Source organism: Yinghuangia sp. YIM S10712 (genome assembly GCF_051388935.1).
Lineage (GTDB): Bacteria > Actinomycetota > Actinomycetes > Streptomycetales > Streptomycetaceae > Yinghuangia.
The window spans coordinates 162,835-178,786 of record NZ_JBPKBI010000005.1 but is presented as its reverse complement, the minus strand read 5'-3'; the positions used below and the strand labels follow the sequence as shown (position 1 = coordinate 178,786).

Genomic DNA, 15,952 nt, shown 5'->3' with positions numbered 1-15,952 from the left:
CATGCCCCGGAACGCCGGCGACCGCCGGCCGAAGAGCGTCCGGGGAAGACCTCGGGAGCGACACGACATGATCGAGTACGAGCTTTTCCAGGCCCGCGCCCAGGAGCTGCACCGCGTCGCCGCCCACGAGCGGCTGATCCACCAGGCGCTGCTGCGCCGCCGCGAAGCCCGCCGCCGGGCCCGCGCCGAGCAGGCCTCGCAACAAACGGCCGCGCGGACCACAGCGCAATCAGCGGCACAGACAGCAGCACAGACAGCGGCACGGACAGTGGCAGGGTCGGCGGCACGGACAGAGGCGCGGACCGCGGAGCAAACCGGAGGGCGCGTGGAAGCCGGCCCCGAAAACTCCGTGCGTTCCACGACGTGACGCCCGCACCGGCCCGCGCCGGCCCGCGCCGGACCACTTCCGCGGCGGAATGCCGGGCCACTTCCCGCCCACCGCTCTGACCTGCGGAAACACGTGTGCCTGGAGAGAAAAGGGGGCGCTTTGTGCCCGCTGCCCATGGCATCCTCGACAGCGTGTCCAGTGTCGCGGTCAGTCCCGTATTCGTCGGCCGGCTCCCCGAGTTGTCCCGGCTTGCGGACGCCTTGCGCGATGCCGACGCGGGCACGCCCGCGGTCGTCCTGATCGGCGGCGAGGCCGGGGTCGGCAAGACGCGGCTGCTCCAGGAGTTCTTCGCCCAGGCCGAGCCCAAGGGCACCGTCACCGCGGTCGGCGCGTGCCTGGAGCTGGGCGCCGAGGGCCTGCCGTTCGCGCCCGTCTCCGCCGCGATGCGCGCGCTCGCCGACACCGTCGGCGCCGAGCTGGCCGCCGCGGTCGCGGGCCGTGAGCAGGACCTGTCCTGGGTGATGCCGCACCTCGCCCCCGCCCCGAACGGCGAGCCGTCCGGAGACTACGACCGGGCCCGGCTGTTCGAGCTGATGCTGCGCGTGCTGGAGAAGCTGGGCGAGCACCGCACCCTCGTGGTCGCGTTCGAGGACCTGCACTGGGCCGACGCGTCCACCCGCGAGCTCCTGTCGTTCCTGGTCCGCTCCCTGCGCCGGGGCCGCATCCTGATCGTCGGCACCTACCGCGCCGACGCGATCGGCCGGCGCCATCCGCTGCGCCCGTTCCTCGCCGAGCTGGACCGCATCAGGTCGGTGCGCCGCCTCGACCTCGGCCGGCTCACCCACGCCCAGGTCGGCGAACAACTGCGCGGCATCCTCGGCGAGGAGCCGCCGCGCGGCCTGATCCGGCAGATCTACCGCAAGTCCGAGGGCAACGCCTTCTTCGTCGAGGAACTGGCGTGCAGCGTGCGCCACGGCCGACTGACCGGGCTGTCCGACACACTCCGCGACCTCCTGCTGATCCGCGTCGAGGAGCTCCCGGAGACGACCCAGCGGGTCGTGAGGTTCGCCGCGGTGGGCGGCAACACCGTCGGGCACGCGCTGCTCAGCGAGGCCTCCGGCATCGGCGGCGTGGAACTCGACGAGGCGCTGCGCCCCGCGGTCTCGATGCACGTCCTGGTGCCCACCAGGGAGGGCGACGGATACCACTTCCGGCACGCCCTCGTGCGCGAGGCCGTACGCGACGACCTGCTGCCAGGCGAGCGCATGCGGATGTACGTCCGCTACGCCGAAGCCCTCGAACGCCGGCCCGAGCTCGTCCCGGCCGACGAGCACTCCAGCCGCCTCGCGATGTCCTGGTACCACGCGGGCCGCGCCACCGAAGCCCTGCCCGCGGTCCTCGCCGCCGCCGAGACCGCCCGCTCGCGGTACGCCTTCGGCGAGCAGTTCCGCCTCCTCGAACGCGCGCTGGAGCTGTGGGAGCAGGTCGCCGACGCGGAGGAGCTCACCGGCATCACGCTGCTCGACCTGCTGATGGCCGCGATCCCGCCGGCCCGCTTCGACAACGCGTACGACAAGGCGCTCGCCTTCACCCGGCAGGCACTCGACCTCGTCGACGCCGACCGCGACCCGCGCCGCGCCGCCGCGTTGTGGACGATCCGCGCCGGCCTGCTGCGCGGCAGCAACCGGTCCAGCGGCCTCAGCTCGCTCCAGAAGGCCGAGTCGCTGCTGGTCGGGCTGCCACCGTCGATCGAACACGCCCGCGTGCTCGGCCAGATCGCCCGCGACGAGATGCTCGACGACCCGACGGAGAAGTCCGTCGCGACCGCGCGCGAGGCGCTGGCCATCGCGCGCGGCATCGGCAGCCCCGCCGACGAGGCCACCATCCTCAAGACCCTCGGATGCCTCCTGGTATCGCTCGGGCGCCCGCACGAAGGGCTCGCGGAGTTCGAGGAGGCCCGCGCGCTCGCGGAACGCGCGTCCGAGCCGGACATCCTGTGCCTCGTGCTCAGCAACCTTTCCTCGGTGCTCGAAGGACTCGGCCGGCACCGCGAGGCGGCCGACGCCGCGCGCGAGGCACTGGAGATCGCCCGGGAGCGCGGACTCATCCGCGGCATCGGGGCGTTCACCATCGGCAACCTCGCCGAGAGCCTGAGCTCCCTCGGCGAATGGGACGAGGCCGGGGGCCTGTTGGACGAGGTCTTCGAATACGACCCCAAGCCCGAGACGCTGGGCCACGCGCACCGGCTCGTGGTCGAGATCGCCTTGGCCCGGGGCGACATCGCCGCGGCCACCACCGCTCTGGAGGACGCCCGCCGGATCGCCGAAGCCGCTTATGTCGAACCGCAGTTCCGCATCCCGCTGCGCACACTCGAAGTCGCCGTCGCACGGCGGCTCGGGCGGCTCGCCGACGTCCGCGAGCTCGTCGCCCCCGATCTGCGCGCGGGCTTCCCGGCCGGCCACCAGCGTTACGTCTGGCCACTGCTCGTCGAGGCCGCGCGCGCCGAGGGGGACGCCGCAGAGCTTGCCGGGCAACCGCGCGCCAGCGCCGGGTCGACAGCCCGTCGGGAAGCCGTGCGGGAGCTGCACGCCGCAGCCCTCGCGCTGTCCCGCGACTGCCCGCTCGACGAGGCGTACAACGTCAACCTGCGCGCCGAGCTCGCCCGTGCGGAGGGCGAGGCGACAGTCGAGCTGTGGGAGGAGGCCGTCGCGGCGTGGGAGCGCACCGAACAGCCGTACTCTCTGGCCCGCGTGCGCTCACGGCTCGCCGCCGCGTTGATCTCCGCCGGAGACCGCACGCGCGGCGCCGAAGTGTTGTCGGCCGCGCATGCCGCTGCCGTCGCCCTCGGCAGCCGGGCACTCGCGGACGAGATGGAACTGCTGGCCCGCCGCGCACGCGTGCCGCTGGACGGCGTCACGCACCCGGAGGGGGCTGCTCCGTCCCGGTCCGGCGACGCGGTCGGGGCACAGGCGTTGACGCCGCGTGAGCGCGACGTGCTGCGGCTGGTCGCTGCCGGGCGCAGCAACCGGCAGATCGCGGAGGAGCTGTTCATCAGCGCGAAGACGGCGAGTGTGCACGTCTCCAACATCCTGGGGAAGCTGGAGGTCTCCAGCCGCGGCGAGGCGGCGGCCCTGGCGAACCGGCTGCAACTGCTCGACTCCGCCTGAATGAGGCCGCGCGCCGCGTCGCTCAGCCGAGCCTGACGTGGAGGATGCGGTCGTCCCCGTCGCGCACCGAGCCGCGGCCGTCGGTGTTGCTGGTGGAGACCCACAGGCCCCCGGGCGCCGGCAGCACGGTGCGCAGCCGGCCGTATGTGTCCTGCATGACGGCCTTCGCGGTGCCCAGTTGCGTGCCCTCGATCGGCACCTGCCAGACCCGCTCGCCCCGCAGGCACGCGACGTAGATCACATCGTCGACGATGGCGATGCCGCTGGGCGACGCCTCGTCCGTTTCCCACTGGATGAGCGGGTCGATGAACTCCGGGCTGCCGCCGCGCCCTTCGACCTCGGGCCAGCCGTAGTTCCCGCCCGGGGTGATCAGGTTGATCTCGTCGTAGGTGTTCTGGCCGAACTCGGCGGCCCACAGGCGCCCGGCCGAATCCCAGGCGATGCCTTGCACGTTGCGGTGCCCGAGGCTGTACACCGGTGACCCGGGGAACGGATTGCCGGGTGCCGGTTGGCCGTTCGGGGTCAGGCGCAGGATCTTGCCGCCGAGCGAGTCCACGTCCTGCGACAGCGATTCGTCGCCGGCCTCGCCGGTGCCGACGTAGAGCATGCCGTCGGGACCGAACGCGATGCGGCCGCCGTTGTGGTTGCTGCCCGCGGGGATGCCGGTCAGCAGCACCTCGGGTGCGGTCAGGCCGGTGTCGCGGGCGTACTTCATGCGCAGAACGCGGTTGTCGTCGTCGGTCGTCGTGTGGATGTACACCCAGCCGTCGCGCGCGAAGTCCGGTGAGAGGGCGATCCCGAGCAGGCCGCCCTCACCGCTGTGCCGCGAGCCGGGGACCTTGCCGACCTCGACCACGCCGGTCGTGCCGGGCCCGAAACGCGAGACGGTGCCGGTGTCGCGGGACGCCACCAAAGTGTCGCCGTCCGGCAATGGGGCGATGCCCCAGGGCGATTCCAGTCCGGTGACCACATCGCCGGCGACCGTCACGGAAGGCACCGCGCGTGCGGTCGGCGCCGACGCGGCCGCGGATGCCGACGGTGCCGGGGAGCCCGCAGGCGGCGGCACGACGGGCCCGGTCGTCGACGACGCGGGTGACACGGCGGTGTCGTTCCCGGAATCGTCGTCGCTGCACGCCACCAGCCCCGTGACCAGGAAGCCGGCGACGACCAGCCCGCCCACGCGCCTCATGCGCCTGCCTCGGACCACGGGTCCCACCACCTCACCGCGCCATCGCGCTCGCACCCGGAACGTCGGGCCACCGACCCGACGACGATCACCGCGCCCCTAAGGTTCCCGCATGGCTGATGCGACAACCTCGGCGACGACGCCCGCGACGACCGGCGTGGAATCCGTGCCGTCGGGCCGCGTGCGGATCCCCTACGATCCCGCACTGCTCGCTCCGCTGCCCGTCGGGCTGCCGGTCGAGGTGTACGACGGGACCGGGGCGCCGCCCACCGAGCACGACGGGGTGGCGTTCTACGTGCTGCCGTACACCTTCGACCGTGCCCCGCTGCGACTGCTCGCCGACATGCCGGACCTGCGGGTCGTGCAGGCGCTGACCGCCGGTTACGAGCACGTGCTGCCGTATCTGCCGTCCGGCGCGGTGCTCGCAAACGGGCGCGGCATCCACGAGGCGAGCACCGCGGAACTGGCGGTGACCCTCATGCTCGCGTCGCTGCGCGGCGTCCCGGAGTTCGTACGCGGCCAGGACGCGGGGGAGTGGCGTGCGGGCTTCTACCCCGCGCTGGCCGACAGGACCGTGCTGATCGTGGGGTACGGCGCCATCGGCCAGGCGGTCGAACGACGGCTCGCCGGCTTCGAGGTCGACGTCGTCCGCGTGGCCCGCAGCGCGCGCACGACCGCCGGCGGGGAACCGGTGCGGGCGATCGCGGAACTGCCCGAACTCCTGCCCGCCGCCGACGTGGTGGTTCTCACGACGCCGCTCGACGCGGACACCCGGGGCCTGGTCGACGAGGCGTTCCTCGCGCGCATGCGCGACGGCGCGCTGCTGGTGAACGTCGCGCGCGGCCCCGTCGTCGACACCGAGGCCCTCCTCGCCGCGGTGCGCACCGGACGCGTCACCGCCGCCCTCGACGTGACCGACCCCGAGCCGCTGCCCGCCGACCATCCGCTGCGGCACGCGCCCGGGGTGCTCATCAGCCCGCACGTGGGCGGCAGTTCGTCTGCCTTCCTGCCGCGCGCGCTGCGGTTGATCCGACGTCAGATCACCGCGTGGGCGGCCGGGCGGCCGATCGACAACGTCGTCGCAGGGTGGTAACTGCCCTGGTATTCCTCGACTGTCGAACTTGACAGCATTTCCCACCCACTTCGGCACAACTTCACCGGAACCAAGCCTCACCCTGGCGAAAGTTGGTCACTCTGTGTCTTGAACTCCAAGCGCACAGTGACGGAACTGGTGTATCGTCCGAACCGTGTGGGGCACCGCGACAGTTCGCACGCAGGACTTCGGCGTGAGCGGGCAACTGGTCCTGCGGCGGCCTTGTTTCGGAGTGCCCGAGCTTTCGGAGCCGTCGAAGTCAAAGCCGATTGTCGGACTTCGGGAGTTCCGGGACGCACCGCACGGTCGACATCGGTGGCCGTAGGCCGTCAGTTCTGCGCCGAGGCCGGGTGGGAACCCGGCCGGGAGGGGAGTCGTCAATGCCGGGGGACCACCGCGTCGATGCCTGCCGGTGGCTTGGAAGAGCGGCCCGTGACGGGCGCTCCGAGCGGGCGTGACCGCTGACCTTGTCCGGAACCCGCACCAGGCGACGCGCCGTGTTCGTCGCTGTCCCGCTGTGCCTCGCCTACGCCGTCGGCGCCGTCCTGGGATGGGGCAACCACACCCTCGCGCTCGCGATGGGCGATTTCGGCCTCGCCGTCGCGGCGGCGGCCGCAGGGGTCTCGTGCCTCGCCCGGGCCACGCAACTGCGCGGCAGCACCGGGTTGTCGTGGGCGCTGCTCGGTGCCTCCGCGTGCATGGTCTCCGTCGGCAACGCCATCTGGGGCTGGTACGAGGTCATCCTCGGCCGCGACGTGCCCAGCCCCGGCCCGGCGGACTGGTTCTTCCTCCTCTTCGCCCCGCCCGCGATCACCGGCCTGCTGTTGGTCGCGCAGCGTCCCAAGGGGCTCGCCTCGTGGTCGTGCCTCGTGTTGGACGGCTGGCTCATCGCCGGCTCCCTGTTCACGCTCGGCTGGAGCACCGCCCTGGCCCGCGCGGCGGACGGCGACCCGGCCGACGTCCTGGCCATCGCGCTGACCCTCGCCTATCCCGTCATGGACATCCTGCTGGTCAGCATGGTGCTCGGGCTCCGCTTCCGGCCCGACGGCGGCGACCGCGTGGCGCTCAACTTCGCCCTCGTGGCACTCGCCGTCACCGTCGTCAGCGACGCACTGTGGACGACCCCGGGCGTGCACGGCGGCTACCGCTCCGGAGGGCTGCTGGACGCCGGCTGGTTCGCGGGCAGCGTCCTCCTCGCCCTGGCGCCGTGGATGGGCGACGCCCGCCCGGCACGGCCCGGAGCCGACCCGGGAGGGCACCGGACCTTCTCGATACTGTCCGCCCTCACTCCCTACATCGCGGCCGCGGTGTGCACCGCGGGCGTGCTCGGCGACGCGGTCGCGGGCCGGCAGCCCGACCCCGTGGTGCTGTTCGCGGGCGGCTCGGTGCTGGTCGTCCTGGTGGTACGCCAGGGCATCACGCTGGTCGACAACGTCTTCATGGCGCAGGAACTCGCCGTCAAGGAAAGCCACTTCCGGTCCCTCGTGCAGGGCTCCAGCGACGTGATCATGATCGCCGCCGCCGACGGCGTGCTGCAGTACGTCAGCCACGCCGTCCGCCGCGTCTACGGTTTCGAGCCGGAGGAACTGGTCGGCACCCGGCTGGAGTTGCTGATCCACCCCGACGACGTCGCCCACGTGCGCAGCGACCTGCGGCGCTTCCTGGACGAGGCCGGGCGGCCCGCGATGACGCGCATCGAGTGCCGCGTCCGGTCCGCCGACGGCGCCTGGCTGCACACCGAGTCGGCGGTCAACCGGTACGGCGACGGCATCATCCTCAACAGCCGGGACGTCACCGACCGCGTCCGACTCCAGGCGCAGCTCGAACACGACGCCTTCCACGACCGGTTGACCGACCTGCCCAACCGCGCGCTCTTCGAGGACCGCATCCAGCACGCCCTCGCGCAGCGGCGCGGCGTGACCCCCACGGTCGCGGTGTTGTTCCTCGACCTCGACGGATTCAAGGCGGTCAACGACGCGGGCGGGCACGCGGTCGGCGACGAACTGCTGGTGCAGGCCGCGCGGCGACTCGAACACGCGGTGCGGGCCGGCGACACCGTCGCGCGGTTCGGCGGCGACGAGTTCGCGGCCCTGCTGGTGGGCGACGCGTCGTCCGAAGCGATCCGGGAGATCGCCGAGAGGCTGCTCACGACGCTGTCCGCGCCGTACCGCATCAACGGCCAGGACCTGCGGGTCGCGGCCTCGATCGGCATCGCCTACTCCACACCCGGCATCGGGCCGGCCGAGTTGATGCGCAACGCGGACCTGGCGATGTACCGGGCCAAGTCCCGGGGCAAGGGCCGCGTCGAGGTGTACGCACCGCAGATGCACGTCGACGCCGTCCGTCGCGTCGAACATGCCGCCCGGCAGCGCCGCGCACTGCACGAGAAGCGCCTCGCGGTCTACTACCAGCCCGTCGTCGAGCTCGGCACCGGACACGTGTGCGACGTCGAGGCGACGCTCCAGCGCCGCGAGGACCGCGACGTACCGGCCGGGGCCGCCGAGTTGCTGCGCATGGCGGCCGGCACGGAGGAGCCGATGCCGTCGCTCGGCCGCTGGGTCCTCGAAGAGGTCGCCGACCAGGTGTCGCGCTGGCGCGCGGCCGGCCACGACGTCGGCGCGAGCGTGAGCCTGCCGGCCGGGCAGTTGACCGGCCCGGACTTCGTCGAAGTGGTCGACGCGGTGCTGCGGCGCTCAGCCCTGCCGCCGCCGTCGCTGGCGCTGGAGATCACCGAGGACGCGCGCAGCGAGGGAGCGGACGCGCTCATGGACACCATCCTCGCCCTCAAGCGCCTCGGCGTCCGCCTGTCCGTCGCCGACTTCGGCACCGGCCACTCGTCGCTGGAGTACCTGCGGCGGATGCCTATCGACATGCTCAAAATCGACCGGTCGTTCGTCGCCGAGATCGGTTCCTGCCCGCATTCGACCGCGTTGACCTCCACGATCGTCCGTCTGGGGCTCGACATCGGACTCACGCTCGTCGCGGCGGGCATCGACACCCCCGACCAGGCGGCGCTCCTGCGCGAGATGGGCTGCCAGCGCGGGCAAGGCCGTCTGTACGCGGGCCCGTTGGACCAGGAGAGCGTGCTCCGGGCACTTGCACACGGCCGTCTCGGAGAAGGCTTCGAACACGCCGACGAGCCCGCACCGCGAACCGCCGACCCCCTCCGCAACGGACTCGCCGACGCCCCGCCCCGCGGCCGCATCCCGCTCGACCTCGGCGCCAACGGCACAGGGGACAAGAACACCCCGACCGGGTGCAATCCCAGCGAAGACAGCGCCAACGGCAGCCCCCCAACCCCCAACGATCCCACCGACCGCCCACCCGCCGTCCCCCTGCAACGACCCCCCGTGTGACGCCCTCGCCCCTGCCTCCGCCCCGGCCTCCGTTCCGCCTCCCCGTCGCCCCTGCCTCCGCCTCCGCCCCGGCCTCCGCCCGCCTCCCTGCCTCCGCCTCCGCCCCGGCCTCCGCGCCGCCCCAGCCTCTGCCTTTGCCTCCTCGCCACGCCGCCGTCCTCCCCGCCCGCCCCCGGGACGGGGTCCGTATGCTGAGACCCGGTTGGGTGCCGCTTGACATGCGCCCATGCTCGGAGGAATGGTCGTCGCATGCAGACCCGCATCCTCGTAGTAACGGCGCGCGTGAGCTGAGCACCACAGCCCACGCGCCTCCCCTCGCATGCCTCACGGCACGAGGGGTTTTTTGTTGCGGTGGACCGGAACGACACCCGGGCCCCGCAGCCTGCCCGCGACGAGATGCCGACCGCGATCGAGAAGAGACAAACCCATGACTGAGCAGGTGACAGGAGCACAGGCGCTGATCCGCTCCCTGGAAGCCGCGGGCGTAGACACCGTCTTCGGCATTCCCGGAGGTGCGATCCTCCCCGCGTACGACCCGCTCCTCGACTCGACGAAGGTCCGGCACATCCTCGTCCGCCACGAGCAGGGCGCCGGCCACGCCGCCGAGGGCTATGCCCAGGCGACGGGCCGTGTCGGCGTCTGCATGGCGACGTCGGGGCCGGGCGCGACCAACCTGGTGACGCCGATCGCCGACGCTCACATGGACTCCGTGCCGATGGTCGCCATCACCGGCCAGGTCCCCAGCGCCGCGATCGGCACGGACGCCTTCCAGGAGGCGGACATCTGCGGCATCACGATGCCGATCACCAAGCACAACTTCCTGGTGACCGACCCGGCCGAGATCGCGTCGACGATTGCCGCCGCGTTCCACGTCGCGTCCACCGGCCGCCCGGGCCCCGTCCTGGTCGACATCTCCAAGGACGCGCTGCAGTCGCTGACCGACTTCTCCTGGACCGGCACCCCCGACCTGCCCGGCTACCGCCCGGTGACCCGGCCGCACGCCAAGCAGATCCGCGAGGCCGCCCGCCTGCTGTCCGAGTCCCGGCAGCCGGTGCTGTACGTCGGCGGCGGCGTCCTCAAGGCGCACGCCTCCGCCGAGCTGCGCGTCCTCGCCGAACTCACCGGCGCGCCGGTCGTCACGACGCTGATGGCGCGCGGCGCGTTCCCCGACAGCCACCCGCAGCACCTGGGCATGCCCGGCATGCACGGGACGGTCGCCGCGGTCACGGCTCTCCAGCGGGCCGACCTGATCGTGTCGCTGGGCGCGCGCTTCGACGACCGCGTCACCGGCAGGCTCGACACTTTCGCCCCGAACGCGACGATCGTGCACGCCGACATCGACCCCGCGGAGATCTCGAAGAACCGCACCGCGGACGTGCCGATCGTCGGCGACGCCCGCGAGGTCATCGCGGACCTCGTGGTCGCGGTGCAGGCGGAGCACGAGGCCGGCCGGCGCGGCGACTACGCGGGCTGGTGGACGCAGCTCGACGACTGGCGCGAGCGCTACCCGCTCGGCTATGACCTGCCCGAGGACGGCACGCTGTCCCCGCAACTGGTCATCGAGCGACTCAGCGCCATCAGCGGCCCGGACACGATCTTCGCCGCGGGCGTCGGCCAGCACCAGATGTGGGCCGCGCAGTTCATCAGGCACGAGAAGCCGTACACGTGGCTCAACTCCGGCGGCGCGGGCACGATGGGCTACTCGGTCCCGGCGGCGATGGGCGCCAAGGTCGGCATGCCCGACGCCACGGTGTGGGCGATCGACGGCGACGGGTGCTTCCAGATGACCAACCAGGAGCTGGTCACCTGCGCGCTCAACAACATCCCGATCAAGGTCGCCATCATCAACAACGGCAGCCTCGGCATGGTGCGGCAGTGGCAGACGCTCTTCTACAACGAGCGCTACTCCAACACCGACCTGCACAGCAAGCACATCCCGGACTTCGTGAAGCTCGCCGACGCCATGGGCTGCGTGGGCCTGCGCTGCGAGAACCCGGACGATCTGGACGCGACCATCAAGCAGGCGATGGAGATCAACGACCGCCCGGTCGTCGTCGACTTCGTCGTGCACCAGGACGCGATGGTGTGGCCGATGGTGGCGGCCGGCACGTCCAACGACGACATCATCGCCGCCCGGGACGTGCGCCCGGACTTCGGCGACGGCGAAGAGTGACCGGGGATTCCAGGGAAGGCTGATCAGACCATGTCCAAGCACACGCTCTCGGTGCTCGTCGAGAACAAGCCCGGTGTCCTGGCCCGGATCACCGCGTTGTTCTCGCGCCGCGGCTTCAACATCGACTCGCTCGCCGTCGGGACCACCGAGCACCCGGACATCTCGCGCATCACGATCGTCGTCGGGGTCGAGGACCTGCCGCTCGAACAGGTCACCAAGCAGCTCAACAAGCTGGTCAACGTCCTCAAGATCGTCGAGCTGGACCCCGCGCAGTCGGTGCAGCGCGAACTGCTGCTGGTCAAGGTCCGCGCGGACCACGAGACCCGCTCGCAGGTCGTCGAGATCGTGCAGTTGTTCCGTGCGAAGACGGTCGACGTGTCGCCCGACGCGGTGACCATCGAGGCGACCGGCGGCTCCGACAAGCTCGACGCGATGCTGCGCATGCTCGAACCATTCGGGATCAAGGAGCTCGTGCAGTCCGGTGTCGTCGCCATCGGTCGCGGTGCCCGTTCGATCACTGACCGTTCACTGCGTCCGGTCGAGCGCAGCGCCTGAGCCGACACCCGTCTCACTCTGCAACCCACCGGCCCCGCCTCGTCTCGCCGGATGCGAGGATGGGCAGCGGGTCGAGACCCGCAAATCGTGTCTTAAGGAGAAACCCGAAGTGGCCGAGCTGTTCTACGACGACGACGCCGACCTGTCCATCATCCAGAACCGCAAGGTCGCGGTGATCGGGTACGGCAGCCAGGGCCACGCCCACGCGCTGTCGCTGCGCGACTCCGGTGTCGATGTGCGCGTCGGCCTGCTGGAGGGTTCCAAGAGCCGCGCCAAGGCGGAAGAGGCCGGCCTGCGCGTCGTCACCCCGTCCGAGGCCGCGGCCGAGGCGGACGTCATCATGATCCTGACGCCGGACCCGGTCCAGTCGCAGGTCTACACCGAGGCGATCGAGCCGAACCTGAAGGACGGCGACGCGCTGTTCTTCGGCCACGGCTTCAACATCCGCTTCGGCTTCATCAAGCCCCCCGCGAACGTCGACGTCGCGCTGGTAGCCCCCAAGGGCCCGGGCCACCTGGTCCGCCGCCAGTACGAAGAGGGCCGCGGCGTGCCGTGCATCGTCGCCGTCGAACAGGACGCGTCGGGCAAGGCGTTCGACCTCGCGCTGTCGTACGCGAAGGGCATCGGCGGCACCCGCGCCGGCGTCATCAAGACGACCTTCACCGAGGAGACCGAGACCGACCTGTTCGGTGAGCAGGCGGTCCTGTGCGGCGGCACCTCGGCGCTGGTCAAGGCCGGTTTCGAGACGCTCGTCGAGGCGGGCTACCAGCCGGAGATCGCGTACTTCGAGTGCCTGCACGAGCTGAAGCTCATCGTCGACCTCATGTACGAGGGCGGCCTGGAGAAGATGCGCTGGTCGATCTCCGAGACCGCCGAGTGGGGCGACTACGTCACCGGCCCGCGCATCATCACCGCCGACACCAAGGCCGAGATGAAGCGTGTCCTCGCCGAGATCCAGGACGGCTCGTTCGCGAACGCCTGGATGGAGGAGTACAAGTCGGGCCTGCCGAAGTACAAGGAGTACGTCAAGGCCGACGCCGGTCACAAGCTGGAGACCACCGGCAAGGAGCTCCGCAAGATGATGAGCTGGGTCAACGAGAACGCCTGACCCGCAACGCTCCCGAAAGCGCCCCGAACCCCCAAGCGGTCGGGGCGCTTTCGCCTTTGTCGAGGTGCAACGCGCGGCGTACGCGCGGCGTCCCCGCGTCGCGTTTCGCGGCATACTCGCTTGACGCGCGCGGACCGGAAGGGCGACTGTCGCGTGCGGGTTCGTGCGGAGTGCGTGATCGCCGCAGCGGGCGGCGGTCGAGTACGGAAGAATCAAACTCGCAGGGGTGGACCCGTGTCACGGGGCGCCCGCAGGCGCGATGCTGGTGGCAGCGTTGCTATCGGCGCACCGGACCCGTTCCGGACCGACCTCGTGGAGCGTGAGGCAGATGAGGGGCACAGGGGACTCCATCCGCCGGGAGGGGGCCGTGTCGGCCCGCGGTGGATTGCCGTCCGGCGACAGGGGGTTCGGTCGCGAGGGGGCGGTGCCGGGAGATCGGCGCGGCGCCACGCGGTACCCCGCCGCCTTCGAACGCACGTTGCGGCAGGACGAGTTGCGTGCGGAGAGCCGGTCCGCCGGATCGGGGGCACAGCGGGGGAGCGACCCGCGCGGCGGTCCGGGCACCGGCCTAGCCGAGAACGGCCGCACTGGCAATGGTCGTTCGGGGAACAGGGACACCATGGACAACGACAGGCCGAACACCCGCCGGCCGGACGGCGCTTCGGGGGGACCGCAGCCGGCATATCGTGCCGCCGCGCCCGGCAGCGGACCGGCGGAAGACGACGACATCTACGCCGACCTCTACCTCGACTTCGACGACATGGACGGGCTTCCTCCCACACCGTCCCGCCCGGTTCCGCCCGGGGGTTCGCCGCAGGCGCAGTCGGCGCGGGAGCACTATGAGCAGGGCCGTGCGCCAAGCGGCCCGCCCGTGGGGGCGCGGCGACAGGGATCGTCGGCGCGCCGGCCCACGGCGGCCCCAGACGCGACCGCGCCGGACGTGACACTGCCGAACGCGACCGCGCCGGACCCGACAAGGCCGGACCCGACGAAGCCGGACCCGACGCTGCCGGGCACGACGATGGCGTCGGCCCGTACGACCGCGGGCGACCCGCCGGCCGTGCCGCCGCCGCCCGGCCCGGTCGCCGCACCCCCCGCGGCCCCGCCGCCGCCCGTCGCGGCGCCGCGCGCGCCCGATGCCGACAGCGGTGAGGTGGAGGAGACTTCGCGCACCGACAGCGTCGCGCGGCGGCGCGAGCGCGACACCCGACCCGCACCCGGCGACGTCGAAGTGCAGGCCTCCGCGTGGTCTGCGGCCTCGCACCCGGGCCGCCGCCGCGCGGTGCGCCGCGAACGCCTCGGCCTGGGACCGGAGTTGACGGCCCGTGACAACGACGACCGCTACGCCGCGACGGGCAGTGTCTTCGTCGTCGCCGACGGCCTCGGCGGCCACCCCTCCGGCTGGTACGCCGCCGACGTCGCGTGCCGCACCCTGGTCGCCGACCTCGCCGCCGCCGACCTGTCGGCCGGCTGGAGCGACCGCCTGCGCGCGTCGATCGCGCTCGCCGACCTGGCGGTCCGCCGGCACGGGCACGGCCAGGCGTACGAAGGCATGCGCACCACGGTCGTCGCCGCCGTCATCCAGGACGGCCGCCTGCACCTGGCCGGCTGCGGCGACAGCGTGTGCTGGCTGGTGCGCGGCGGCGCCGCGTTCCGGCTCACCGAGCAGGGCAACGCCGCGGAGCTCGGCCGCCCGTGGCTGCTCACCTCGACACCGCTCGGCGGCTCGCAGCAGCCCGATCCCGAGCTCCAGCGGATCGAACTCCACCCGGGCGACCGGGTGGTGCTCGCGACCGACGGTGTCGGGCACCTGCCCGACGAGACCGTGGCCGACCTGGTCCACGGCGACCCGTTCCACGCGGCCACCACACTCACCGTCACCGCCGTGCAGAGCGGCGACGACGACGCGACGGCCGTGGTCGTCGAATGCGAGGCCCTCCCCGTATCGTCGGCAGCCGCCGCCCCGCCGCGTCCGCGGCCGGTGGACGGTCCTGAGGATTCCCCAGGAGACAGGTAGGCCGTACGGTCGGAGCGCGACCAAGGTGCACGAGACGCCCCTCACCAGGGGCTCAAGACCGGACGGATGGCGATGCTCGAACTAGTCCTCCAAGCGGCGACGTCGGACGACGCTGATCAGCGCGACCAGGAACTCCCGCGGTCGCGCACGGTCAAACTGCCCAGCGAGCCGGGGCAGAAGCTCGGCGTGGGCCGTGATCCCTCACGTTGTGCGCTGGCCACGCCCAAGGACTGGCGCTTCGTGTCGCGCGTGCACCTCGAATTCGCGTTCACCGACGAGAAACGCTGGACCGTCGAATGGCTCCAGGGGTCGCACACGCGCCCTGTCGCGCTCGTGCAGATCGACCGCGAAGGCGTCTCGGAGCCCGTGCCGTACGGCGCGACGCTGCCGCTCGGCGGGCAGCGCTCGGGGCGGATCGTGATCAGCGACCTGGCCCGCAGGCGCCGCGTCATCGTCGAGTGGCGGCTGTCGCTGCCGCAACTGGCCGGCGACGAGCCCACCGAGCCCGACGTCGGCGTCCCCGAGACGCAGGACGTGGCACCGTTCGTGCTCCAGAACCGGCTGTCGGACACCGAGATCGAGGTGCTGACGGCGATGTCGTGCGACTGGATCCACGGCCGACAGGTCAAACGCGCCAAATCCACCCGCGAACTGTGTGAGTTGCTGCACCTTTCCGCGGCCACCGTCGAACGGTGCAAGACGAAGCTGCGCCGGGAGTTCTACAGTTCGGGACTGTGCCCCGAGCTCAACGAACTGCTCGGGCCGAACTACCTGGACACCGTGCGGCACGTGCACGGCGGTTGGGACCTCATCGCGCAGACCGCCGTCACCCACGGCATAGCGGGACGCGGGCCGTGCCCGTGCGGCGGCCAGCCGCCACGGCGCACCACCGGTTCGTAGCCGTCCCGCGAGCCCCGGTCGCGATCATGGGAAGAAGAGTGCCGGCGGACGGCGCTTTTCTTCCCATCA

General features: G+C 72.0%; 10 protein-coding genes. 9 read left to right on the top strand and 1 reads right to left on the bottom strand.

The window, feature by feature from the left end; translation table 11 throughout:
- Window positions 1–67 precede the first annotated feature (67 nt).
- Together ACRX5W_RS14310 and ACRX5W_RS14305 are read left to right on the top strand one after the other, a co-directional pair.
- Window positions 68–367, top strand: a complete 300-nt coding sequence (locus tag ACRX5W_RS14310; RefSeq protein ID WP_436788475.1) for a hypothetical protein — start codon at window positions 68–70, stop codon at window positions 365–367.
- 122 nt (window positions 368–489) lie between these two features.
- Window positions 490–3,495 (top strand): helix-turn-helix transcriptional regulator, encoded by a 3,006-nt coding sequence (locus ACRX5W_RS14305; RefSeq protein ID WP_436788474.1) that lies wholly within the window; start codon window positions 490–492, stop codon window positions 3,493–3,495.
- Between the two features lie 22 nt (window positions 3,496–3,517).
- Here ACRX5W_RS14305 and ACRX5W_RS14300 read toward each other — a convergent pair whose 3' ends face one another.
- Window positions 3,518–4,684: a PQQ-dependent sugar dehydrogenase gene (locus ACRX5W_RS14300; RefSeq protein ID WP_436788473.1), complete on the bottom strand. Its 1,167-nt coding sequence runs from the start codon at window positions 4,682–4,684 to the stop codon at window positions 3,518–3,520.
- 109 nt (window positions 4,685–4,793) lie between these two features.
- On the opposite strand from ACRX5W_RS14300, the gene ACRX5W_RS14295 reads away from it, so the two are divergent.
- From ACRX5W_RS14295 to ACRX5W_RS14265, 7 genes are all read left to right on the top strand, one after another.
- On the top strand, window positions 4,794–5,774 hold the full coding sequence (locus ACRX5W_RS14295) for a 2-hydroxyacid dehydrogenase (protein WP_436788472.1): 981 nt from the start codon (window positions 4,794–4,796) through the stop codon (window positions 5,772–5,774).
- A gap of 497 nt (window positions 5,775–6,271) precedes the next feature.
- Entirely contained in the window at window positions 6,272–9,130 is a 2,859-nt protein-coding gene (locus ACRX5W_RS14290; RefSeq protein WP_436788471.1) for a putative bifunctional diguanylate cyclase/phosphodiesterase, read from the top strand.
- Between the two features lie 319 nt (window positions 9,131–9,449).
- Window positions 9,450–11,303 (top strand): acetolactate synthase large subunit, encoded by a 1,854-nt coding sequence (locus ACRX5W_RS14285; RefSeq protein ID WP_436788470.1) that lies wholly within the window; start codon window positions 9,450–9,452, stop codon window positions 11,301–11,303.
- Window positions 11,304–11,333: 30 nt separating this feature from the next.
- Window positions 11,334–11,858: an acetolactate synthase small subunit gene (ilvN, locus tag ACRX5W_RS14280; RefSeq protein ID WP_436788469.1), complete on the top strand. Its 525-nt coding sequence runs from the start codon at window positions 11,334–11,336 to the stop codon at window positions 11,856–11,858.
- 109 nt (window positions 11,859–11,967) lie between these two features.
- On the top strand, window positions 11,968–12,966 hold the full coding sequence (gene ilvC, locus ACRX5W_RS14275; protein WP_436788468.1) for a ketol-acid reductoisomerase: 999 nt from the start codon (window positions 11,968–11,970) through the stop codon (window positions 12,964–12,966).
- Between the two features lie 619 nt (window positions 12,967–13,585).
- On the top strand, window positions 13,586–14,983 hold the full coding sequence (locus ACRX5W_RS14270; protein WP_436788467.1) for a protein phosphatase 2C domain-containing protein: 1,398 nt from the start codon (window positions 13,586–13,588) through the stop codon (window positions 14,981–14,983).
- A 72-nt stretch (window positions 14,984–15,055) separates the two neighbouring features.
- Complete coding sequence (locus tag ACRX5W_RS14265; RefSeq protein ID WP_436788466.1) at window positions 15,056–15,883, top strand: hypothetical protein; 828 nt, start codon at window positions 15,056–15,058, stop codon at window positions 15,881–15,883.
- Window positions 15,884–15,952 lie beyond the last annotated feature (69 nt).

What these genes read in the sequence shown, in the direction of transcription:
- ACRX5W_RS14300 (WP_436788473.1), bottom strand. Translation starts at nt 4,684, where the DNA reads ATGAGGCGCGTGGGCGGGCTGGTCGTCGCCGGCTTCCTGGTCACGGGG.
- ilvN (WP_436788469.1), top strand. Translation starts at nt 11,334, where the DNA reads ATGTCCAAGCACACGCTCTCGGTGCTCGTCGAGAACAAGCCCGGTGTC.
- ACRX5W_RS14265 (WP_436788466.1), top strand. Translation starts at nt 15,056, where the DNA reads ATGCTCGAACTAGTCCTCCAAGCGGCGACGTCGGACGACGCTGATCAG.
- ACRX5W_RS14285 (WP_436788470.1), top strand. Translation starts at nt 9,450, where the DNA reads ATGCCTCACGGCACGAGGGGTTTTTTGTTGCGGTGGACCGGAACGACA.
- ACRX5W_RS14270 (WP_436788467.1), top strand. Translation starts at nt 13,586, where the DNA reads ATGGACAACGACAGGCCGAACACCCGCCGGCCGGACGGCGCTTCGGGG.
- ACRX5W_RS14310 (WP_436788475.1), top strand. Translation starts at nt 68, where the DNA reads ATGATCGAGTACGAGCTTTTCCAGGCCCGCGCCCAGGAGCTGCACCGC.
- ACRX5W_RS14295 (WP_436788472.1), top strand. Translation starts at nt 4,794, where the DNA reads ATGGCTGATGCGACAACCTCGGCGACGACGCCCGCGACGACCGGCGTG.